Below are 22,288 nucleotides of genomic sequence, written 5' to 3' on the forward strand. Positions count from 1 at the left end.
GAAAATGACCCCGAAAATTCACAAAAGAAGACCACAGCTCCTCAAAGCTATGGTCTTCCAATATCCGGCAGACAACATCAAGACTGTACAGAACGCAGCCCAAATGCTTCAGCCATGAGACGTATGGATTTCAACTTGGCGTCAAAGTCATGAATAATACTTGCGACCATGATTTCCTGTGTATGATAAGCCTCACTTAATTGCTCAATTTGGTGCTTCACTTGCTCAGGTGAGCCAACTACCATGCGCTTGCGATTTTCACGGATGCGCATCCGGTCATATGGCGTATAAGGATAGGCCAATGCCTTTTCTACGGAAGGTGTGCCAGCGGAACGCATTCCCTGCTCCAGCAACACCAGGGACAGATCCATACTGGAAGCCAACCGATTGGCTTCCTCTTCGGTATCCGCACAGATAGCAAATACAGCGACAAGTGAACGCGGCTGATCACTGTGCTGCGAAGGCTTGAAATGCTCCTGATACTCTTGCATCGCTCCTGTGCCGCCTTCGCCGTTGATGAACTGCGCAAATGCAAAGCCCACGCCACGTTCGGCTGCAAGTCCCGCACTGTCGCCGCTGGAGCCGAGCAGCCACATTTCTGGCACGGTTTCTACGAGCGGCATCGCCTGTAATGAGCCGAAGCGATGATCACTGCCCGTACTGTCATGCAAATAGGCTAGCAGGTCATCCAACTGCTCGGGGTACAGATCGACACCACCTCGCATTTTACCCTCCTGCAAGGCTCTGGTAGCGATTGGCATTCCTCCCGGCGCTCGTCCCAGACCCAAATCCATGCGCCCCGGGTACAAGCCCTCCAATACACGGAAGTTTTCCGCTACTTTATAAGCGCTGTAATGCGGCAGCATCACACCGCCTGATCCCACTCGAATGGTTGAGGTACGAGCGGCCAGATGCGAAATCAATACCTCCGGGCTGGAACCAGCAAGATTAGAGGCAGCATGATGCTCTGATACCCAAAAGCGATGATACCCCAAGCGCTCCGCCTCTATAGCAAGCTCAGCGGTCTTTTGTAATGCTTGCGCATGCGTCATGCCTTCCGATACCGGAGATTGGTCAAGAATGCTGAGTTTTATCATATAAAGTCTGACCTTTCTGTTTGGGAATAAGAATAGGCATTAATTATAGCACGCGAAGCCACAGTTACCCAAGAGGGGCCAATTTGATTTATACTGGAAAATTGATTTTACACCGGAATTGGAAATGTTTATTTTTCGTTGAGGCTCGCCTTCACTTTATCCGCTTCATAAAGATGTGAACGCTTTTTAAAGAAACTAAACAGATGTGTGACGATAACCTTCAATACAGCATAGCCCGGAACCGCCAGTATAATCCCTACCACTCCAAACAGATTGCCCGCCGTCAGAATGACAAAGATAATGGTGATCGGATGCACCCGGAGAGACTTGCCCATAATTTGCGGAGAAATAAATTTACCCTCAATGAGCTGTACGACTGTCCATACAATGACCATTTTGAGCAGCATAACCGGAGATGTTACCAAAGCTACAATTAATGCAGGCGTAATGGCAATCACAGGTCCCAAATAAGGAACAACGCTCGTAAAGGACGCAATGACAGCAAGCGTCAGAGAATAGTCCAGTCCGATGATCAAGTAGCCGATATACAACAGCACCCCGATACAGAAGCTGACAATAATCTGCCCCCGTATATATGAGCTGACCTGATGATTCATTTCGGTCATAATGCGATCAGTCTCTTTACGCAGCATAGGCGGGAACATTTTCAGAATCGTCTGTGGCAGCTTATGTCCATCTTTCAGCAAGTAAAACAAAATAAATGGAACCGTAGCGATCGCAAGCACCGTTTCTGTGACTACACCCAAAAAGCTTCCCAAACTTGCCCAGGCATTATTAATAAAGGCAGATAACTTTTCAGAAGCCTTGGAGGCCAGCTCCGACGGATTAATTTGAATAGTATTCTGGAACTGATTCACAAAGTCACTGCCAATTAATTTCTCAAACTGTTGTTGTACTTGCTCGCTGTATGCAGGTACATTTTGAATCAATCCCTGAATCTGATCGCGTATCACAGGCACTACCGATGTAATCACGACGGTAATAATCCCTATGATAAGCAAATAAAGCACAATAATGGAGTAAATCCGTTTGACCTTGTTGCGCTCCAGCACATCAACCAGCGGATTGAACAGATAGTACAAAACACCGGACAAAATGACAGGAAGAATGATCGTTTTGAGCAGCACAATAACGGGGGTAAATATGTACGAAATTTTGGTAAGCACCAATACGTTTAAGCCGATCAGCAGCAGTACCAGCAGGAATAACACAAACTTGTTGTTCAGAAAAAACTTTTTGAATCGGTCTTTCCATGCTGGAGTTGTTTCCACATGACATTCCCCTTCTCTTTAAGCAAATGAGTGTAAAGATCCTACATATTGTTAGGATATATTTTTAGATTAATATATACAAGGTTATACCCATATAACACAAAAGCAAACAAAGTCGTACGACAGCATACAGACTTTGCTTGCTTTGGAATGTTATGGAGTATCGTTTGTCTTGGTTGCAGCAGAATCCGTCGTTGTGGTCACAGGTTTGTTTTCTTGCTCAAACATATTTTGTACAAAGCTCTTAAGCTTTCTCTGGTCCACACCCAATACCTGTGCCCCCTTAACCGTTGTCTCTCGCACCAGCTCATTCGGTGGAATTTGCTGTTTCGCGATGGTTTTGGCGTCGATATTAAAGCCTAATGAAGCCAGTTGCAGCATTTCCGTTGTGCTCAGATTCGTTTCAATATATGGAGAGATGCTGTTTAAAATACTTGGCAGCTTAATCAGAGACGAGGTCGACTGGATTTTGCCACCCAGCTCGGTAATAAATTTGCGTTGCCGCTCCGTACGCGTAAAATCGGAAGTGGCATCATGACGAAAACGTACATATTGCAAGGCCGTTTTGCCGTCCATGTGCTGCATTCCCTTTTTCAGATCAATATCAAACTGGTGCTTGTCTGCTTTGGAAGTGTAGTACATATCCTTTTCGACATCCAGATCAATACCGCCCACAGAATCCACCAGCGCAATAAAGCCGTTAAAATCCGTGTATACATAGTATTGGATCGGTATGCCGAGCAGGTCGCTCACCGTTTGTCTGGTCAGGTCAGGCCCGCCGTAAGAAAATGCGGCATTCAATCGACCTTGCCCATGGCCCGGAATATCAACGTACGTATCACGCAGGATCGACATAAGCGTAGCCTTCTTCGTGACCGGATCAACAGAAGCAACCATAACAGAGTCAGAGCGTCCTGAATCCTCCCCGCGTGAATCGCCGCCCAGCAGCAAAATATTCACTCTCTCTTTTCCATCCCACTCCGGGGGAAGAGACACTTCTACGGGCTGTACATTTGTTGGGGACTGGCTTTGTGCTTGCGGCTTAAATTTCGAATCCTGACCAGTAGCGACCGAAATTTGATTTGTAAAATGATATATAGAGTAAGCATAATATCCGCCCACCAAAAGAACTGCCGCAGTCACAGAAATACCCAGCCATTTTAATATTTTTCGCATATTTTCGGGTAACCTCGCTTTTATTCAACATCTTTCAGCTTATAAAAGCATACCCTCCCTGCAAGTTATCTGTCAATTCGGGTCGTCTGTTCAGCATAGCACGATTGACCTGCGGCTAATGATTGTTTTCCTTGTCTGTCACGCTGTTATTCTTATGTTCTTGCGGCGCCAGGTTAGCATTGTCAGGGGTGTCCGCGTACCATGGATTAAGATGCACAAGCACCTCGTAAACCCTCGGCTCCTGCTTCATCACAGCCCCTTTGATCAGCCGGATAATATCATGTCCCTGCTGAATCGTCAGGGAAGCATCCACAGAAGCGCGGATGTCCACAATAATGTAATGACCGTGCTCACGGGCACGAATGCGGTCAATTCGCTGAACGTCGTCTACACTTAGGGCTGCTTCCGCATAGCTTTCGATTTCCTCGGTTGCGATCGCCTTTTCCATCAGTATATCTATGGATTCACGGCCCATTTCCCACGCCAGCCTCAGAACCAGCAATGCGACCACAAACCCTGCAATCGGGTCACCGTAGGATAAAATAGGAATGCTCCAATGCTCCCCGATCAGACCTAAACCAATACCTAGTACAGCAGCAGCGGAGGCGTACACATCCGCCAAATGATCCTTGGCCGTAGCTATAAGCCCCTGGCTGTTGGCTGCCCTTCCGATACGGATGGTATATATATACAGCCATTGCTTCCAGAGCAGGGAGATGATTGCCGCCACCAGTGCCAGTATATGTTCCTTCGGCATAGGCTCAAACAGCGCCATAATGGAATGATAGCCAATAAATATGCCGGCTGCGAATAAAATGACCGCCACCACGCTGGCCCCAATGACCTCTGCCTTGCCGTGACCATAAGGATGATCCTCATCCGGCGGAAGACTCGATATACGCATCGCTCCCAGTGCCGTTGCCGAGGCGATTACGTCCCCGGCGTTATGCACACCATCAGCAACCAGCACCTTGCTGTTGAACATGACGCCTGTAATGATTTTAATGCCGGTTAATAGGATGTTGCTGATCAGGCTGATCCACGCTGACAGCATAGCACGTTTGCCCATATCCTGTTCCTGCATGATGTATAACCTCCGTATCTATCTTAAAAACAACTGTTATCGCCAAGTTAATCAGTTGTTTTTAAGGCAGCTATGCTGCTGGTTTTTCTTCAGTTGCTCAAGGCAGCTATGCCGCTGGTTTACTTTGTTAGCTCAGCGCAGTAATGCTGCTTGTGTCATCATATGATGCTGCCGCATCAGCGGCATGGGTGGAGATTACAATAGCCCCGGAAGATGAGCCTCTCCGGGGCTATTATCATAACCATAGTTGAGCGTTCTATGAGAACGCTCTTGCTTTATCTGGACCGTCCGCGACGGCCCCCCTGTCCTTGAGCCCCGCGCGGGCCGCCTTTGGCCTGTCCACCGCGACCACCTTGGCCTGCGCGGGCGGAGCCGCCACTGCTGCGGTCATACCCGCCGCGTTCGCTGCTTTGCCCTGCGGAGCGACCTTGGCCCCCGCGCGCGGAACCACCGCTGCTGCGGTCATATCCGCTGCGTTCGCTGCTTTGCCCTGCGGAGCGACCTTGGCCTGCGCGAGCAGAACCGCCGCTGCTGCGGTCATATCCGCCGCGTTCGCTGCTGCGGCTAGAGCGACGTTCGCCGCCTGCGGAGGCTGAGCGTCCTTCGCGCGGCTGTTCCCGCTCGGTGCGGCCACGGCCTGCCTGTTCACGGCCGCTGCCCCGGCGTCCGCCGCCGGAACCGTTGCCGCCAAAGGAACGGCGGTCGTTTCTGCCTGAGCGGCGTTCTCCATCCTGCCGCTCAGATGTACCGGTAGCAGGTCTACGCTGCCCACCGCCCTCGCTGCTGGTGAATGTGACACCAGCAACCTTCTGGATGTTCCGAAGCTCTGGAACATCCCGTGGCGTGGCGAGCGTTACCGCCACACCTTTTCCTCCGGCGCGGCCAGTACGACCGATGCGGTGGATGTAGCTTTCGGCATCCTGCGGCATGTCATAGTTGAAGACATGCGTTACGCCTTCCACATCCAGGCCGCGTGCGGCTACATCGGTCGCTACAAGCAATTGAAGCTTCGCTTCACGGAACGCCTTCATTACTTGCTCACGCTTGTTCTGGGACAAATCCCCGTGAAGCTCGCCGCTCTCAAAGCCCATCTCTTGCAACTGCTCATTTAACGCAGCAGCGCGGCGCTTCGTACGGCAGAAAATAACAGCCAAATACGGACGATCCGCATTCAGCATATCCACTAATGCTTGCTGCTTGCCCCGATCCGTCGTCTGTACAACGACCTGACGGATTTGGGTCACCGGAACGGAAGAAGCAGACTTCACTTTTACATCCACGGGTTCGTTCATATATACACGAGCCAGTTTGCGGATCCCTGCTGGCATTGTAGCCGAGAACAGCATCGTCTGTCTCCGGTACGGAACTTCCTGAAGAATCGTCTCTACATCGTTCAGAAAGCCCATGTGCAGCATTTGGTCCGCTTCATCCAGCACCAGCATTTTAACACCGCTCAGATCCAGCGTGCCGCGTCTCAGGTGATCCAGCAGTCGTCCGGGTGTACCGATAATCAACTGTGCGCCACCCTTCAGCTTGCGAAGCTGACGCTCTACATCCTGGCCTCCATAAACAGCCAGCAACGACAAGCTTGGCTCCGTAGCAGCCAACACGTTCGCTTCCTGTGTAATCTGGAGCGCCAGCTCACGCGTTGGAGCAATCACAAGCGCCTGCGGATGGCGCTTGTCCAAATTCATTTTTTGCAAAATCGGCAGTAAAAACGCAAGCGTTTTACCTGTTCCCGTATGCGCCTCGGCAATAACGTCCTGGCCTTCCATCAACAGCGGAATGGATTCCCGTTGCACAGGTGTTGGTACTGTAATTCCCTGCTCTTTCAAGGCGTCTACCCAATGCTGCTCTACGCCTAATGCTGCAAAATTCTTCAAGTGATATTCACTTCCCTTATCTTTATTCAATATGTGTCACGTAAAATAGGTTCATGTGCCATATGACATCCATCGTTCCATAGTTCAGAATTCCCATTTTTGTATCGGTTCTCATTCAACCCTTTTCAGGAAGGGAGCTTATCCGTTATCGTTGATTCTGTTCATGTAACCCAAACATACGGCCGCAATGCGGCTCAGGCCGTTCCATATATGACTTTCCTAGTATACGCGAAGTTGAACGGGTTTCCAAACCATTTTAATGAACGGATGCAAAAGGTGAATTTAGTTGCCATGTCAGATATTATGAAATAGGAAATGCTCGAACAGAACACCCAGACATAAATTATGTTTTCCAGTCATGGACTTGTTTTTCTTTACCACAACCTTGAAAAATCCATTATACTAAACATCAGGAGGTTGAAACTTATGCATATTCAGGTTCAAAACGTTGAAAAAATAGAAAACGATTATCTCATTCATTACAAAGCAGGGGGCGCACTGCCGTTCGTTCCGCATGATATTGTTCTGATTCATGGCAAGCAATATTTTATCGGCACGATTGTGGAGGTAGGGGCGGAACAGGCTCTTGTACGGATCAATCCGCAATATGAGAGCCAGTTGGCAGGCTCCATCGGGCTTGAACTGGCTTTCTCACCGACCGTCTCCATTCAAGGAGCAGATAAAATCGTGGAAAAGCTCGGATATTTCCCTCCCTTTCATTATGACCACATTACAGCAGCCGATATCACAAAGGACCAGATAACATTGACGATTGAACTATCACCACCTACCGTACTGATACCCAAATCACCCGATCTGACGCCTTCCGCTGAGCAACCCTTACTTACTATGTCTTCAACGGAAAATGTATCCCGTTACGCGGTGACCTTTACTTTTTTAGAAACAAAGGAACATGAGTTGACGGCTATGGAAACGGAAAATATCATTTTACAGCTTGATTTCCGTTATGAAGAAGCGGACATGGTCATTGATATTGATGCAATAACCGGTCTGTCAGGCAGCTTCCTGTGCAGAGGCATCCGTACGGAGATTGCAGAGTTGAATGAATACACTGGAGGCTCGGTAGCTGATCCAGAGTGATGCATACATATAAGTCAAGGAAGCTGCCTTTGCGCTGCTATGCTCACATAAGCACCTGCCCTACGCACAACATGCCCTGAAGCAATTGCTGCAACATGAGCGTGTCTGCCCAGCGGGAACTGTCAAGATAATCGACATCCAAAGGAGAATCAACCTACTCATGCGAGTCAAAATATTTATATTCATACTTATTATCGGGGTAATATGTGTTCCCGCCTATTTCATCATGAGCAGCTTCGGGTTATTCCAAAATGAAAAGGTACTTGTACAGTACAAGGTTGCCGTGGACCTGGAGGGTGAAAAGTATGATGCCTGGCCAGTCATCAGCAGCTTTACCGCTATAGACAAAAAAGGCGACGACCGTCAGCTCTACTACCAGGCGGAAGGCGCGGGCTTGGAATACTTGTTTCAGTTAGCCTATGGACAATATGAACTCAAGCCCTCCAAAGAAAATCCTTTTATGGACGGAAGAATTCACTACACCATGGATCATCCCGATTACGTCCGGCAAGAGAAGAAATATAAGAACGCCAACGATTATAGTCAGTTGCAGCATTATTATAACCAGCAGGAACAGGTCATCTATACTTATAACCCCGAAGGCAGGCTTGACAAGACATATGTTCGCTCCATTATCACTACAGGTATGACTCGCAGCTCTGGTAGATCAAGCAGTCTTGTGAAAGATAACTACATCAATATCAGTAAACTGTTCAAGGACAAGCTGGGAATTACCATAAAATTAGACGTGGACGAGGACAATAAAATCGTTACTCTATCCATGATATGAAAAATAACCGTGAGAAAGGAAGGGGCTACTTATGACAGAACGTTTGGGACCTGCTTATTTGGAGGGATGGGCTGTACTTGGGATGATGAATTTTCAGACGATGTGAATGAGGATGGTCAGCTTGATTGAGCTGATCAACGGCAAGCTATGCGATTTTGAAGAGGCCAAGCGAAATGGCTTTGATTCGATTAGTATTACAATGACAAGCGCCAAAGGTCTGAAAACAGAAATCATTCAGGAAGAGCTGGCCTGACGAGGATGCGAAGAAGCGCCAGGCCATTTAAAAATATTACAAAATCTACAGCATAAGCAGGCATCGGAAGGAGGAATCTCTGAGCGTGAGCATACAAGCCTTTGATAGTCTCGAAGCGTTAGTTCAAGCGGTTAGCCACATGGATATGAATGAATGGGTATTCACCAATCTGGAACGTTTTCAGAGCAATCCTGTCAATACCACCTATTATATCATTCCGGAGGCAGAACTATGGGAGCTGGAGGATGCAGGTCTCACCGTCACCAATCACCGCGACGAAAGTATTCCCGCTTCCCTTCCCGATCACCACGCACAGACATGGCTGGAGATAGCGACCGTGCAGGATGTCATCGAAGTGCTACGCCGCAGCGGCAACGAGCCGGACATCCACCGCATCGCACAGGGACTTCAGTATTACCATAAATACGATGCTTTTATGGAATAAGAGAATCCAGCAGTGCTTTTACCTCAGGATCAGCCTGTTTCAGACTGCTTTTCAGCTTTTTCTCGCCGCCCCAAATTCGGTAAACGAGCAGCTCTTTGTCGTACTCCTCCAGCTTTTCAAGTTCCTCCACCAGCACCTGGGCCTGCTCTACGCTTTCGATTCCAGACGACTTCAACGGTTTGGCACTTTGGTTGCCTGCCAGAAGAATCGTCGTCCAAACTGGAATAGTGTCTGGCGTCAGTCCATGCGCTTCAGCAAAAACAGCCGCGTAGCCGTCCTGTACCGACTGATGCTCCGTGTCCACCAGCTTCATATAGCGAATTACCCACGGAAAATAGTCTGTTCCTTTCAGGCCCAGTCCCATCACCGCATAGGTGCCTGGCATCGCCGATTTTTCTCCCGGCTCCACATCGTTGTACCACTTGAACTCTTCCATCACGATATCTGCATATTCAGCCAATAGCGGGTAAAGTGCGGGATATTCCAGTGCATTGGCAAAAAAACGATGCAGCGCGGATTTAGCCAGCTTGGGCACAGGCAGTATATTTTTCACCTTGCTCTTGAGCTTCATACGATATTCCTTGGTAAAGCCCTTCTGTAAAATATCGCATACATATACGAGCGCTTCCCTGTAGCTCTCTTCTTCTTCTGAACGAATGTGAACCTCTAGCGTTTGCAAAATATCATTCGCTTTACAGGTGACACGCTCGCTAGTATATAGCGCTGGAATGCTACCTGATCCGCTCTTGAGCCACTGGGCGGCCTGCTCCGAGCCTAGCTGTGAAGCGATCTCCAAATATTTCTGCCGTGCATCGGCATCGGTCGAACCCACTCGCATGGCGGTGAGCAGGAACATCTCCATGGCTGGTGCAGGAATATCTGAAGGACGAATATCAGGCTTCACCGTATAATCCAACCCGTAGCTTTTTTCACGATCCGCATACCTCGCCAAAAATTCATCTTCGGCCCAACGCTTCAAGTCACCGTTAAGCTGATGTCTCCATGCTTCCTCACGATTTCGGCTCACCTTCACTTTTGCATCCATTCGATCCAGAAGGTCACCTACCCGTTCGGCATCTATAGGGTACAAATGACGATCGAGCAAGTGCCTCACAAAGAAAAAATCATCCTTTTCCTTCGGCACAGCTTTAGTGGCGGGGTTCAGCTTCTGTTCCACAAACTGTTGGATAGAGGCTAATAAATGCTGTCGTTTATCTTCGTTTAGAAGTGAAAATGTAAAATGGCTGGATTGCTTCTCCAAGACCACTTCCAGATGAAATTCCAGCCGATAACGAAAGAACATGGAACTAAATTTTTCAGACTTAAACAGCGTCTCTATCCGTTCCCTGATCACAGGCATCCATTCGTCCTGCACCTGCTGGAGCGTTACACCCTCCGTAAAATCAGGGATCTTCGTATCCGGTTTACGACTGTCCCAATCAAATAGCTCATAGATATCTACCCGTAGTCCGTTCTTGTTACACATGACGTTTAAGTATTCATGAATTCCTTCGTGAAGGACACTTTTGGTCTGGAATTCGGCGATTCGTTTTTGCTCAGAAGCGTATACCTTATCAATTGCCTCGAAAATCAGATTTATATGTGCTTGTACTCCTGATGCCATTATGATGTGTTCCTCCTCCATGCCTTCACAAATTGTAGTTCCTACGTAATTAAGATAGACTAATCTAAAACTATTTTATTTCCTGATTATAGCATATCTCTCATTTACTTTTGGACTCTATGAACAGAAAGTGAGAGCAATGAAGGTTTGTGATAAGATTCTAACATTCTTGCAGAAGCAGCATTGCCGGGTTTTAAAGTAAGAGGAGGACGAATGAAATGACGGCATATTTTGGGCAAATCCTTGATAGGCTGGGCAACGCTCTTCGCCCACTCCCATCCTACAACTAAACAGTTGCTTGAATGGCTATCCGATAGCGAGCTTTATCAGAAAATCACAACCGAAGCATTGAATATCATGATTCAACGGGATCTTCTTCTTCCTCTGGAAGCAGACACTTGGGCTAACATCTCAGACCTGCTTCATGCTTCTTTGCAGCTTCTTATGCTCAAAAAAGATAAACGCCGTATTGAAGCAGTGTTGGAGCAGCTTTCTGATTTGGGGCTTTGCTAAGCCTTTTGGAGTCGCTGCATCAGCAGCTTAACCCCTTGAAAAAGGTATCTATAGTGAATGAAATTAATTCATCATTCAAATTTGCTGTTGGGAAATCAAAACTCAGGAGCAGGGAAGTCAAGCCGTGCAGCATGCTTCACTTGGCGAATATTCGATCTGATCCGCAATTTTGCGCATAGAAACTTCGGCATACCCTTTCATATTCCAAAAAAAACCAGTATTGTAGCGCTTTCACTTGTCAAATTCCAATGAAGATGCTATCCTGCAAGTGGGATTGTTACTGAAAAGGCAAAACCCGAGTACATTAATGTACCCGGAGTTTGCCTTTTTTTGATTTATATCGATGCAGCATTATACAGTCAACCATCCCAAGCATGTGTAAGCGCTTTAAAAAATGACACCAAAGGAGATCAATTTCATGCAAAGAAGACGTTTCGCCCTTGTTTTACTATCTTTCGTGTTCCTGCTCACGATCGTTTTCCCGTCCTCCAGCTCTGCCGCAGCATCCGATGTACCAGCACCACAGGCTACCCTGCTTACTCAGGTACAGCCTTTGGGTGAAGTCGTTTCTGCCGTTGTACTGAAATACAGCACCAATATTGACGGGGCATCCTTATCCACTTCCAGCTTTCAGGTGCAATCTGTACTCAATGATGTATATACAGACAGAACCGTGACCGGTGTATATACCAATGATACTGGAGCTATTACCAACCGCAGTACTCATGGTAAATATGTCGTGATTGAGCTGGATAAGCAAGATAAAAATGCAAGTACCCTTACTTACGATGCAACGAGTGCAGTCAACCGCATCAACACGTTGAATTATTACATTAGTCAGAAGAAAGACATTGCAACTCAAAAGAAAGCAGTCATTCCTGCCTCTGCACAGACTGTAAAAGCAACCGATAAAGTTACACCTATCGTGGACGATTTTCAAAAAAACACCTTTGAAAATAAAGACGGCTTCAAGCTGAACTACTTTACGTTTGAGCCTAAAGTAGAGTCTGGCAAAACCTACCCGCTGGTTGTGTTCCTGCACGGAAACGGCGAGCGTGGTGACGGAAACGGAGTGAACCTGCTGGCAAATGCTGGTGCTGTTACTTGGGCTTCTCCTGAGCAGCAAGCCAAACACCCTTCCTTCGTAATCGCTCCACAAAGCCCGATTGATCTGGAACATAAATTCATTTGGGCGGATGAGCCGCGCAACAGCGCTGTAGCTGATCTGGTACGTGAAACGGCGTTAAAATATCCGATCGACACGAACCGAATCTATATCGTTGGTATTTCTCAAGGAGCTATGGGAACGTGGAGATTGTTGGAGAAAAATCTTGACTTGTTTGCCGCAGGTGTACCGATTGCCGGTTTGACCAACTATGAAAAAGCCGTTAACATGTATGCACCTGTTGATCCTAAACACGTCGAAGTGTTGAAAAACGTACCTATTTGGGCCTTCCATGCTGCAGACGACACTACGGTAAGTCCTAAAAACTCGCAAGAAATGGTAGCTGCTATTCAAGCGCAAAACGGAAATCTCATTCATTTTACTGAATATGAGGCAGGCATTATCAAACCTGTAGGACACTTCTCATGGGTTCCTGCTTTGCAAAATCAGGATATGATTGAGTGGCTATTTGCACAAAAGAAATAAAATGATGTTTGTATACCTCTAAAAATAAAGCGCCAGGCGGTTCGATACCCGTCTGGCGCTATTTTTCTATCTAAAAAAAGGCACCTGCCTTCCTGTGTACCACCATCAGGAGAGCAGGTGCAATATGAAATGAGGAGAACTGAAAAACTTGACACTGGTATTGCCATTTGCAGTTAAAGTTGAACCTACTACCTCGCTCGCTTCGCAGCTTTGATTGTTCTCAAAACTCGTCTGCGAGTTACCTTGTTCGGGCTTCTAAGCTCGCATGCACCTAAAGGATATTAGTAAATATGTAGCTTGCGTATGGTGGAGTTTATTTCACCCTTTTACGCTTCTGTGTTACATTATATAAGTAAAGCGAGAACAAAAATTCGAATCAGAATTTACGTTCGCCATTTTTTCATAGTCCTTTATTCCGAACTAAATCAAAGTCTATATCTTCCCGACATGTATTCCATAACAGTTCGTCTGTAAGAAAACTTAATGCATCCATGTTGCGCAATCGTTCGACCAATTCAGTAATCACATCTATGTCCTCACGTTGTACATGCCTTGCAAGAGTGATGCCACCTGTATCGCCGTAAACATATAGATGGGAATGATGTCTTTCCTTTTTTACATGTCGAAGGGTAAGCACGCTATTGTCGATCATCATGACGTAACGGTCCTTGATCAGATAACCCTCAAAAAGCTCATACATATGCGGAAGATCGCAGGGACCAAGAATGAGACTTACTTTTTCAAAATTACTTTTGTTCATTAGAATTTAGCTCCCTCTTTATGAAATTAGAGTATTACCATTAGGGCAGACCTATTAACAATTCATTAAAAAAGATATTCTTAAAAACAATAGTAAAACTTCTGAAGTTCATTTAATGTACTTTTATAATAATACTTCTGTAGTAAAACTTCAATGATTTTCGTGATTATTTTATTATAACGCGATCAAATTCATACTTTAGATACACAAGAGGAGAATTCAAATTATGGATGTTAAAAATAGATACCATTTTAAACTTGGCGACATCTTGGAAGAACTTGATATTACACGTAACAGACTGGCCGTAGAAGCGAAAATACGTCCGGCTACCGTCATTGACATGGTAAATGGAAAAACCAAAAGACTTGAACTGGAAACACTCGTCCACATACTTGATGCTCTGAACAAATTTGCCCGCCAACGGAGATTTACACGAACTATTACTCTTGCTGATATCGTAGAATACATTCCTGAGGATGAAATTGAGAAGCATTGATTCTGTCTGTGATATTAATATCAAAGTAGACAAATATAAAAAAACAAAAAGGCACTGTCCCAATACAGTGTCTTTTTGCGAATACGTCAGATCGTTCTTAAACGGGCCCCGTAACCTCTTCTCTACATACAGCATCCTCAATCAGTCCACTTTGCCGCCTTCTACGACCAATTGGTCTGTGAAGCCCTCTCCGTAAACAGGGGTCAGTGTGTCCTTGTAGGCTTGATGGACAAAGTTCTCTTTACCCAGCGTATCCAACTCGTTGTTGATCCAGTCCAGCAGCTCTTTATTTCCCTTCGCTACTGCGGGGGCAATGGTATCCTGGCCGCCAAAGGCCGGAATGGTTACGGTGAAGCCGGGGTTGGCTTTCGCCCAGGCGATCAGCTCTGTATTATCGTTAGCGATGGCAGCGCCACGTTTGTCTTTGAGGGCTGAGAAAATTTCCGTGTATTGATCGAATTTGAGCAACTTGATGTCAGGATAATTTTTCGTAAAATAGGTCTCAGCCGTCGTTCCTTTTGCGACAATCAGCTTCTGATCCGAATTTTTCAATTGATCAATTGTAGTGATCGGAGCGCTGTCCGGTGATACAATGCCAAAGGATAATTTCATGTACGGGTTGGAAAAATCGACCTTTTCTTTACGCTCGTCCGTTACGGTAAAGTTAGCCATGATGATGTCTACCTTGTTGGATTGCAAATAAGCGACCCGGCTCGCGGCATCCACCAGCACGAACTCTACCTTGGACTCATCGCCCAGAAGATCCTTTGCAAATCGTTTCGCAATATATACGTCAAAGCCCTGATTCTTCCCTTCCGAATCCACGTAGCCAAACGGTGGCTTATCCGCGAAAACACCAATTCGGATTTTGCCGTTCTTTTTAATGTCCTCAATTGAGGCAAATTTTGCCGAGCCAGAACTGCCATTGGCATTGCCGCCTGCTCCCGCGCAGCCCGTCATTCCGATAAGCAACAAGCTTACTGCCAGCAATAATACCGTTAACTTCAACCCTTTTTTCATCGTATTCATCCCCCTGTTTATGTAGTTTCATACTGAAATATATCCAGAAAGTGCTGGGCACGCTCTGTTTCCGGTTGGGTAAAAAATTGCTGTGGCGTGGTCATTTCGCATATTTGTCCTTGATCCATAAACACGATGCGATCCCCCACCGACTTGGCGAATCCCATCTCATGCGTCACGATAATCATCGTCATTCCCTGTCGCGCCAGTTCTCGCATCACATCCAGCACCTCCCTGACCATTTCCGGGTCCAAGGATGCCGTGACTTCGTCAAAGAGCATAATTTCAGGGTTCATACACAATGCGCGTACAATCGCAATCCGCTGCTTTTGTCCGCCTGATAACTCTCTCGGATACGCATCCTTGCGATCCAACAAACCGATCCGTTCCAATAATTGCTCCGCTTGCTTGAGCGCTTCCTGCTTGTTTCTCCGCTGCACTTTAAGCGGGCCTAGCAATATATTTTCCAAGACGGTCATATGGGGAAACAGCTCATAGTTCTGGAATACCATCCCGATATGCTGCCGTATCTCCCGCCAATTCACTTTGTTGTCCGTAAGATCCTGCCCTCTATATCGAATTTCTCCGCCTTGGACTGGCTCCAGACCATTGAGGCATCGCAGAAGTGTACTTTTTCCACAGCCCGAGGGGCCAAGAACAACTACGACCTCCCCCTTCGTTACCTCCAGATCAATCTGTTGGAGTACCTTTCGATCACCGAAGCTTTTATCAAGCCCTCGAATCTCCAGCAAAACCTCCACAGCCTCTGCCATTGCGCTCACCCCATCCTGCTAATTTTGCCATCTGCGTTCGAATCTTTTGGAAAGTCTGGACAACGGATAGCATACGAGAAAATATAGTATAAAAATAAAGCCGTACACCCAAAAGGATGCCGCTGGCGCTTTAATTACGCCAAGCTCAATAATCTGCTGTCCGACCTTTACCACCTCTACCACGCCAATCAGCACCACCAATGATGTTGTTTTGATCATCCGTGTTGCCAAATTAATAGAACCCGGCAGCATTCGGCGCACCGCCTGAGGAATGAGCACATGACGGTATAACTGTCCATACGTTAGACCGAGTGCTTGCCCGGATTCCACTTGATGCTTGGGCAACGATTCGAGCGCACCACGAACAATGTCACCGATCTCCGCCGCACCCCATAGGCTAAACACGATAATTGCCGTTAGCTCCCCGCTAATGTTCACATTCAGCAAAGGCGTGAAGCCGAAGTACACGACATACAGCCAAACCAAAATCGGAATGATACGAAACGTCTCCAGATAAAACCGTAATACGAATCGAATCGGTCCCGACTTTAAAGTGCGCAATAACCCCATCACGATGCCCAGCACTGTGCCGATCACTATCGAAATAAATGCAATTTCCATCGTAACGAGTAATCCACCTAACAGACGCTCAAAATTGGAACCTTCAAAAAGCACATTAATTCCCGAATTCTGCATATCGCACCTTCCTTTCCACCCATGTCAGCAGCATCGACAAAGGCAAAAGCAGGATAAGATAAGCCAGCACCAGCAAAATCAGCGATTCCGCCGTTTTGTAGTACATGCCGATCAGGTCTTTTGCCACATTCATAATATCTAGCAAGGCAATGGCGCCAACAATGGAGGTTTCCTTGAGCAGAAAAATCGCATTCGCACCCAACGATGGAACACTGATAGCAAAGGCCTGTGGCAAAATAACATACCGCGCCAGTTGCACCTTGGACAGTCCCAAGCTAAGCCCGGATTCCGTCTGAGTTTTACTTACCGCTTCAATCCCGCCACGGAACGCCTCTGCCATATACCCTCCGCCCAAAAAGGTCATACCGACGATGGCACAAGTCATTTCACTCATATGCAGACCTATTTTGGTAAAGCCATAATACAGAAAATACAGTTGTACCAGCAATGGTGTATTGCGGGAAAGCTCGATATACGCTGTAATAATGCCGCTAATTCCCTTCACCTTGTAATACAACACAATACTGCACAACAAACCGACGATCAGCGAAAAGAGGATGGCCCAAAAAGCAATCTTCAATGTAAGCCACATCGCCTCACCATACAGTGGTAAGCTCTCTACGATAAACTCCCAGTCTAGATTCATATGTACATACCTTTCAATTTTCGATTAATCCTATGTATTTTGTAAGTTTAATAACAATGATTGTATTCCAGCCCAATTATTACGTCAATACTTTGACAAAAATTTGTCATATTTATCTATGATTTAGGAAGAAAACCTTTATTTCATTTCAGAAATGCATGCAAAAAAGCCTGAAATGGTTAAATTCCATTCCAGGCTTTGATTTATTCTATACGATTTATCACACCAGTGGCTCCGTAACTACAGGACCGCCGAGCTTTTCCACAATCAAGCGGCTTTCCTCATTTAGTCCCCGTAGAGTAATCAATTTACCGGACTTCGTGTACTTTTGCAACACCTTTCCAATAGCCGTTACCGCAGAATGATCCCAAATATGCGATTGGCTGAAATCCACCACCACGCGTTTCGGATCATCCGAAGGTTCAAAATGATCGACAAAATGAGTCGTCGAAGCGAAAAACATCGGACCTCTAACATGGTACACCTTTTCATCGTCGTCCTCTGTTGCGCTGATGCGGATTTTAGCCATTTTCCAGCCAAAATGCAGGGCACTCAGCAGCACGCCCACAATAACACCCTTGGACAAATCATGCGTAGCCACCACAATGACGACCGTCGTAACCATGATAAATGTGTCCGCTTTGGGAACCCTGGCGATATTTCGGAGCGAATTCCAGTCCACTGTCCCGATACACACCATAAACATAACTCCCACCAGTGCGCCCATCGGTACTTCCTTCACAACCCCGCCGAGCACCAGCAGCAGAAAGGCCAGAAACACCCCTGCCGTGAAGGTGGACAAACGCCCTCTGCCTCCCGAGCTAACATTAATAACGGATTGTCCGATCATGGCACAGCCACCCATACCGCCGAAAAAACCATTTACAAAGTTGGCAATTCCTTGCCCACGGGCTTCCCGGTTTTTATTGCTTTTCGTTTCGGTCATTTCATCCAAAATACTGGCTGTCAGCAGTGATTCCAGCAGTCCCACCAGCGCCATCGTAAAGGAATATGGCAGCAAAATCCACAAGGTATGCAACGACCACTCAATCTGCGGCAAATGAAATGAAGGCAGTGAGCTGGTCAGCGTGCCGATATCGCCTACGGTTTTGACATTTAACCCGAGCGTATACGTGATGATCGTCATGATGACGATTGCCGTCAATGGAGCGGGAATGCTTTTCACAAACTTCGGCAAAATATACACAATGAGCAATGTAGCCGCCACCATCGCGTACATGATCCAATTGGCTCCGTGAAAGTGAGTGAGCTGCGCCATAAAGACGAGGATCGCCAGCGCATTCACAAACCCGGTCATAACCGGTTGGGAAATAAAGCTTATAAAGCGCCCTATTTTCAAAACACCCAGCAGCACCTGAATAATACCTGCCAAAATAGTAGCCGCAAACAGATATTCCACGCCATGATCCTTCACCAAACCGACGACCAATACCGCTACAGCCCCGGTTGCTGCCGAGATCATCGCCGGACGTCCGCCTGCAAAAGAAATAACAATTGCCATTGAGATGGAGGCGTACAGTCCGACCATCGGATTGACACCGGCAATGATCGAGAAGGCAATCGCCTCCGGGATCAGCGCCAGCGCCACGGTCATGCCCGCAAGTATATCGGCCCGGATATTACCGAACCATTGTTGTCTAAGATTCATACAGTATCTTTCCAGCCTCCTATATTAAAAGAGAACAGCGTGTTGGCTCGCAGCCCGGTGTCGTTCCGGGTCTCCGTCCAGCGGCCAATCGCATAGGCTCTCCTATGATTCAGTTCGTTTCTCTCACACGAACCCACCCGTTACATTCAGTCCATCATTATAACGTAAGGAGTTCGCAGAAACGAGTCAGGTAAGAGGCTGTTTAGAAAAAGAAAATAGGCGTTTCCTTGGAATATCGCCTGTTTTCTTCGTTTGATTCGTTTTCTTATATTTGAAATTTTCGCAATTCCTGTACAAGCTCCATTAGGGAGTCAGAGTTATCCGCTTCGGAGCTATGCTGGAGCATGCTCTCAAAGTCAGGCAATGCACGCTTCAATAAACGGTAGCTATAATCGTAATGTATCTAAAATCTTCCCGATTTAAAAATAGAATACAGTAAAAAGGCAACCATTAAGAGAGCGACGACAAAGCCAATCTCAATCGCAGGCACATTCCACAGCACAGTCGCCTGATGATTCAGCGATGAACCAATAATCAGGCCGACCATAATAATGCTGAACGCCAGCAGTACGATGCTGAACGACAGGCGATTACTGATTTGGTCCAGCCTGCGCAAGAGCATTTCCAGCTCCGGCACGGTGACCTCCAGCTTGAGCTTGCCTTTGCTGATAATCGAAGCCAGATGCCTTGCCTGCCCTGGGAGCTCCATCAGCGTCTCCACCAGTTCGGTCGCACCGCCCAGCAGCTTGCCCCGGATACGACGGCCGCTAAAGCGCTCCTTTAACAGCTTGTTGCCAAAAGGCTCCGCCAGCGCAAGAATGCTAAGATCAGGGTCGAGATGCTCAATGACCCCTTCCAGCGTCAGCAGCGACTTGCCGAGCAGCAAGACATCTGAAGGCAGTCCGATCCGGTGCCGCTGTGCTGCGCCGAACAGGTCGTTCAGGGCATCCCCGATGCTGACCTGTGAGAACGGAACGTCCGAGTAATCTTCGCGCATCTTATCCAGATCGGCACGCAGCGCGTTCATATCGGTATCTGGCTCAACCAGCCCCAGCCGTTCGATTGCCCGAACCATGGCATCGGTATTTTTGCGCATCAGCGCAATAATGAGCGAGGCCAGATGATTCTTCATCTCTTCGCTCAGCCGTCCGGTCATGCCGAAGTCCAAATAAGCAAGACTGCCATTTTTCAGGACAAGCAAATTTCCCGGATGAGGATCGGCGTGAAAAAAACCTTCAATAAATATTTGATGCAGCATACTGTTTACCAGCCGCTGCGCCAGATCTTTCAAATCATATCCACGACGTAATAGCTCTTCGCGATTGCCCAGATGGGTACCATCCAAAAACTCCATGGTTAACACACGTGAAGAGGTATGGTCCCAATATATTTTCGGAATTTGGATATGCGGGTCCTGCTCGAACTGGAGCGAGATTTTCTCCGTATTGCGGGCTTCATGGTTGTAATCCAGTTCCTGAATGAGCGATCTGCCCAGCTCCTCCACCATCTGGCTAAGCTGATAGCGTCCCACCCATTCCCAGCGTTTGACTGCTATTGCAGTCAGCTCCCGCAAAATATCCAGATCCCGACGAATGATGCGGTTCACGCCGGGGCGTTGGATTTTAATGGCGACCAGTTCTCCGCTGTGCAGCTTACCCAGATGCACCTGACCAATGGAAGCAGCAGCCAGCGGAACATCGTCAAAACGGATCATAATATCCTCCAATGACGTGTCCAGCTCCTGTTCCAAAATGCCGCGTGCTGTTTCAGCAGAAAAAGGCGGCACCTGATCCTGAAGCTTGACCAGCTCACGGATAATCGGCTCTGGCAACAGGTCTGCGCGCGTGCTTGCCAACTGTCCAAGCTTAATAAACGCAGGCCCCAGATCCTCCAGCACCAGCCGAATCCGTTCGCCCAGCGTTTTGGACTCTGGCGTTTCTCTCATCAGCCACTTACGGGGCAGCGATAATAGCTGGAACAGGCCCATTTCCTCCACCATATAGCCAAAGCCATGACGCACCAACGCCATGGCAATTTCCCGGTAACGACCGGCGTGCTTTATACGAACCGCCATTTTAATCCAGTTGGTTCCCTTCTTCAGCATCGCTCGAACCCGTAAGCGCCGCCTTTTCTTTTTCCAGCTCCGCTACCTGTTTTTCCAGGGATGCCACACGTTGCTCCAAACTTGCGACATCATTTTCAGTAGGTACGTCCAGCTCCTGCAAAATGCGGCTGACCTGCTCGCGGATCACCGTTTTGAATTGTCCCTGTTCCTCTGCGCCTCGTTCGATCAGACGATCAACCAGCGCTTTGGATTCCGATGGTGCAAGTTCTCCCCGGTTTACAAGATCCTCGACGGCTTTTTCCACCTTTTCTTTGCTGACAATGGTGAGGCCCCATCCCAATGAGATGGCTTTTTTGAACAAATCGCTCATGATATATCCTCCCCTACCTGTGATTTCCTATAGTATAACCCGAAAAGGGGAACCGCATAAAGTCCGCAGCTCCCCTTCCCTAATTTGACGTCATCAGTTATGCTAGCCTGGCAAGCGTCCGGCCCACTTGGCAGCCTGAAGAATCAACTTTCGATACCCTTCATGCTGGAAGCTTGGCTGATTGTGTCCAGGCATCAAGTAGACAACCCGGCCCAAGCCATAGGACAACGACCACGCTGCTGGCCACCATTGGCCCTCGTGTTCGTATTCCATCAACAGTGTTTTTTCAGTAAACGGATCAAAATCAAACCGATACGGCTCCTCCTCAATCTCAAACGGTTCAATCCCCTCCATAATCGGGTGGTCCGGCTCCGTCACCTTGAAGGACAACTGACCCGCAGCAGGATGCCGCAAAAAACGCGCCCCCATGAGCTGTGCAATTTCATATCGGCCTTGCAACGTAATTCCGTTATGCAGCACGAGCAGCCCACCCCCGCCACTGACGTAGGACAGCAACCCTGCTGTTTGTTGGGGAGACAGAACCTCCTTGCGGCTATCGCAGTAAGAGATGCACAAATCAAAAGAGGCCAGGTTTTCCTTGAGCAGCATTTTACGATTTTCGCTGCATTGTACCGTCATCCAATCCTGTAAAATATGGCTAATCTCTCCGTCCACCCCTTGTAGCGGGTGAAACTCCGGATACGTATAATCTCCTAACAACAATGCTTTTCTTCTTTCCATGATGAATCCTCCTTGCCTAATCTGTATATAAGGACTTTAAAGGCGATGTCCCGTGTCATTTTTTCTTAATTTGTGTGGTTTCTGGGCTCAAAAATTCCAACTAGCCCTCACCCGTTGCGCATAACACCGCCATCATCATCCGA

Annotated in this window: 22 protein-coding genes; 7 read left to right on the top strand and 15 right to left on the bottom strand. The window is 47.5% G+C overall.

Annotated features, from left to right (window positions below; genetic code table 11):
• Positions 1–77: 77 nt before the first annotated feature.
• From NST83_RS23275 to NST83_RS23295, 5 genes are all read right to left on the bottom strand, one after another.
• Positions 78–1,097: an LLM class flavin-dependent oxidoreductase gene (locus NST83_RS23275; protein ID WP_342415815.1), complete on the bottom strand. Its 1,020-nt coding sequence runs from the start codon at positions 1,095–1,097 to the stop codon at positions 78–80.
• Between the two features lie 128 nt (positions 1,098–1,225).
• Positions 1,226–2,389 (bottom strand): AI-2E family transporter, encoded by a 1,164-nt coding sequence (locus tag NST83_RS23280; protein ID WP_137060618.1) that lies wholly within the window; start codon positions 2,387–2,389, stop codon positions 1,226–1,228.
• A 153-nt stretch (positions 2,390–2,542) separates the two neighbouring features.
• Positions 2,543–3,565 carry an LCP family protein gene (locus NST83_RS23285; protein WP_342415816.1) on the bottom strand — a complete coding sequence of 341 codons (1,023 nt, stop codon included), beginning with the start codon at positions 3,563–3,565 and terminating at the stop codon, positions 2,543–2,545.
• Positions 3,566–3,680: 115 nt separating this feature from the next.
• A complete protein-coding gene (locus NST83_RS23290; protein ID WP_342415817.1) occupies positions 3,681–4,649 on the bottom strand; it encodes a cation diffusion facilitator family transporter in 969 nt (322 codons plus the stop codon).
• A gap of 275 nt (positions 4,650–4,924) precedes the next feature.
• A complete protein-coding gene (locus tag NST83_RS23295; protein WP_342415818.1) occupies positions 4,925–6,532 on the bottom strand; it encodes a DEAD/DEAH box helicase in 1,608 nt (535 codons plus the stop codon).
• A 426-nt stretch (positions 6,533–6,958) separates the two neighbouring features.
• Between NST83_RS23295 and NST83_RS23300 the strand changes: the two genes are divergently transcribed.
• The 4 genes from NST83_RS23300 to NST83_RS23315 all read left to right on the top strand — a co-directional run bounded on the left by NST83_RS23300 (position 6,959) and on the right by NST83_RS23315 (position 9,121).
• Positions 6,959–7,633 (top strand): immunity 50 family protein, encoded by a 675-nt coding sequence (locus NST83_RS23300; RefSeq protein ID WP_342415819.1) that lies wholly within the window; start codon positions 6,959–6,961, stop codon positions 7,631–7,633.
• Between the two features lie 160 nt (positions 7,634–7,793).
• The gene (locus NST83_RS23305; protein WP_342415820.1) at positions 7,794–8,423 is read left to right on the top strand and encodes a hypothetical protein; all 630 of its coding nucleotides are present in this window, start codon (positions 7,794–7,796) and stop codon (positions 8,421–8,423) included.
• Between the two features lie 121 nt (positions 8,424–8,544).
• The gene (locus NST83_RS23310) at positions 8,545–8,676 is read left to right on the top strand and encodes a hypothetical protein (RefSeq protein ID WP_342418048.1); all 132 of its coding nucleotides are present in this window, start codon (positions 8,545–8,547) and stop codon (positions 8,674–8,676) included.
• An 85-nt stretch (positions 8,677–8,761) separates the two neighbouring features.
• Positions 8,762–9,121 carry a hypothetical protein gene (locus NST83_RS23315; RefSeq protein WP_342415821.1) on the top strand — a complete coding sequence of 120 codons (360 nt, stop codon included), beginning with the start codon at positions 8,762–8,764 and terminating at the stop codon, positions 9,119–9,121.
• Here NST83_RS23315 and NST83_RS23320 read toward each other — a convergent pair.
• On the bottom strand, positions 9,111–10,745 hold the full coding sequence (locus NST83_RS23320) for a DUF6138 family protein (RefSeq protein ID WP_342415822.1): 1,635 nt from the start codon (positions 10,743–10,745) through the stop codon (positions 9,111–9,113). The two genes, NST83_RS23315 and NST83_RS23320, sit on opposite strands and share 11 nt — an antisense overlap.
• 231 nt (positions 10,746–10,976) lie before the next feature.
• Here NST83_RS23320 and NST83_RS23325 point away from each other — a divergent pair, with 231 nt between their 5' ends.
• A complete protein-coding gene (locus tag NST83_RS23325) occupies positions 10,977–11,258 on the top strand; it encodes a hypothetical protein (RefSeq protein ID WP_342415823.1) in 282 nt (93 codons plus the stop codon).
• 418 nt (positions 11,259–11,676) lie between these two features.
• The gene (locus NST83_RS23330) at positions 11,677–12,909 is read left to right on the top strand and encodes a PHB depolymerase family esterase (protein ID WP_137060627.1); all 1,233 of its coding nucleotides are present in this window, start codon (positions 11,677–11,679) and stop codon (positions 12,907–12,909) included.
• 400 nt (positions 12,910–13,309) lie between these two features.
• Here the strand turns inward: NST83_RS23330 and NST83_RS23335 are convergent, their stop codons facing one another.
• Positions 13,310–13,669: a hypothetical protein gene (locus tag NST83_RS23335; RefSeq protein WP_342415824.1), complete on the bottom strand. Its 360-nt coding sequence runs from the start codon at positions 13,667–13,669 to the stop codon at positions 13,310–13,312.
• A 226-nt stretch (positions 13,670–13,895) separates the two neighbouring features.
• Here NST83_RS23335 and NST83_RS23340 point away from each other — a divergent pair, with 226 nt between their 5' ends.
• Positions 13,896–14,165, top strand: a complete 270-nt coding sequence (locus NST83_RS23340) for a helix-turn-helix transcriptional regulator (RefSeq protein ID WP_342415825.1) — start codon at positions 13,896–13,898, stop codon at positions 14,163–14,165.
• A 141-nt stretch (positions 14,166–14,306) separates the two neighbouring features.
• On the opposite strand, the gene NST83_RS23345 is transcribed toward NST83_RS23340, so the two are convergent.
• The 8 genes from NST83_RS23345 to NST83_RS23380 form a co-directional block, all read right to left on the bottom strand.
• Positions 14,307–15,185 carry a cysteine ABC transporter substrate-binding protein gene (locus tag NST83_RS23345; protein ID WP_342415826.1) on the bottom strand — a complete coding sequence of 293 codons (879 nt, stop codon included), beginning with the start codon at positions 15,183–15,185 and terminating at the stop codon, positions 14,307–14,309.
• 17 nt (positions 15,186–15,202) lie between these two features.
• Positions 15,203–15,958 (bottom strand): amino acid ABC transporter ATP-binding protein, encoded by a 756-nt coding sequence (locus NST83_RS23350; protein ID WP_342415827.1) that lies wholly within the window; start codon positions 15,956–15,958, stop codon positions 15,203–15,205.
• An 18-nt stretch (positions 15,959–15,976) separates the two neighbouring features.
• The gene (locus NST83_RS23355; protein WP_025683078.1) at positions 15,977–16,654 is read right to left on the bottom strand and encodes an amino acid ABC transporter permease; all 678 of its coding nucleotides are present in this window, start codon (positions 16,652–16,654) and stop codon (positions 15,977–15,979) included.
• Positions 16,635–17,300 carry an amino acid ABC transporter permease gene (locus tag NST83_RS23360; protein ID WP_137060632.1) on the bottom strand — a complete coding sequence of 222 codons (666 nt, stop codon included), beginning with the start codon at positions 17,298–17,300 and terminating at the stop codon, positions 16,635–16,637. The genes NST83_RS23355 and NST83_RS23360 overlap by 20 nt, the downstream gene beginning before the upstream one ends.
• Positions 17,301–17,520: 220 nt before the next feature.
• Positions 17,521–18,969, bottom strand: coding sequence for a SulP family inorganic anion transporter (locus NST83_RS23365; protein WP_342415828.1), 1,449 nt, complete (start codon positions 18,967–18,969; stop codon positions 17,521–17,523).
• A 403-nt stretch (positions 18,970–19,372) separates the two neighbouring features.
• On the bottom strand, positions 19,373–21,043 hold the full coding sequence (locus tag NST83_RS23370; protein ID WP_342418029.1) for an AarF/ABC1/UbiB kinase family protein: 1,671 nt from the start codon (positions 21,041–21,043) through the stop codon (positions 19,373–19,375).
• A 1-nt stretch (position 21,044) separates the two neighbouring features.
• Complete coding sequence (locus NST83_RS23375; RefSeq protein ID WP_342415829.1) at positions 21,045–21,404, bottom strand: phasin family protein; 360 nt, start codon at positions 21,402–21,404, stop codon at positions 21,045–21,047.
• A 102-nt stretch (positions 21,405–21,506) separates the two neighbouring features.
• Entirely contained in the window at positions 21,507–22,145 is a 639-nt protein-coding gene (locus NST83_RS23380; RefSeq protein WP_025683072.1) for a ThuA domain-containing protein, read from the bottom strand.
• Between the last annotated feature and the right edge of the window lie 143 nt (positions 22,146–22,288).

The organism is Paenibacillus sp. FSL R10-2782 (assembly GCF_038592985.1).
In the GTDB taxonomy this organism is placed as follows: domain Bacteria; phylum Bacillota; class Bacilli; order Paenibacillales; family Paenibacillaceae; genus Paenibacillus; species Paenibacillus terrae_C.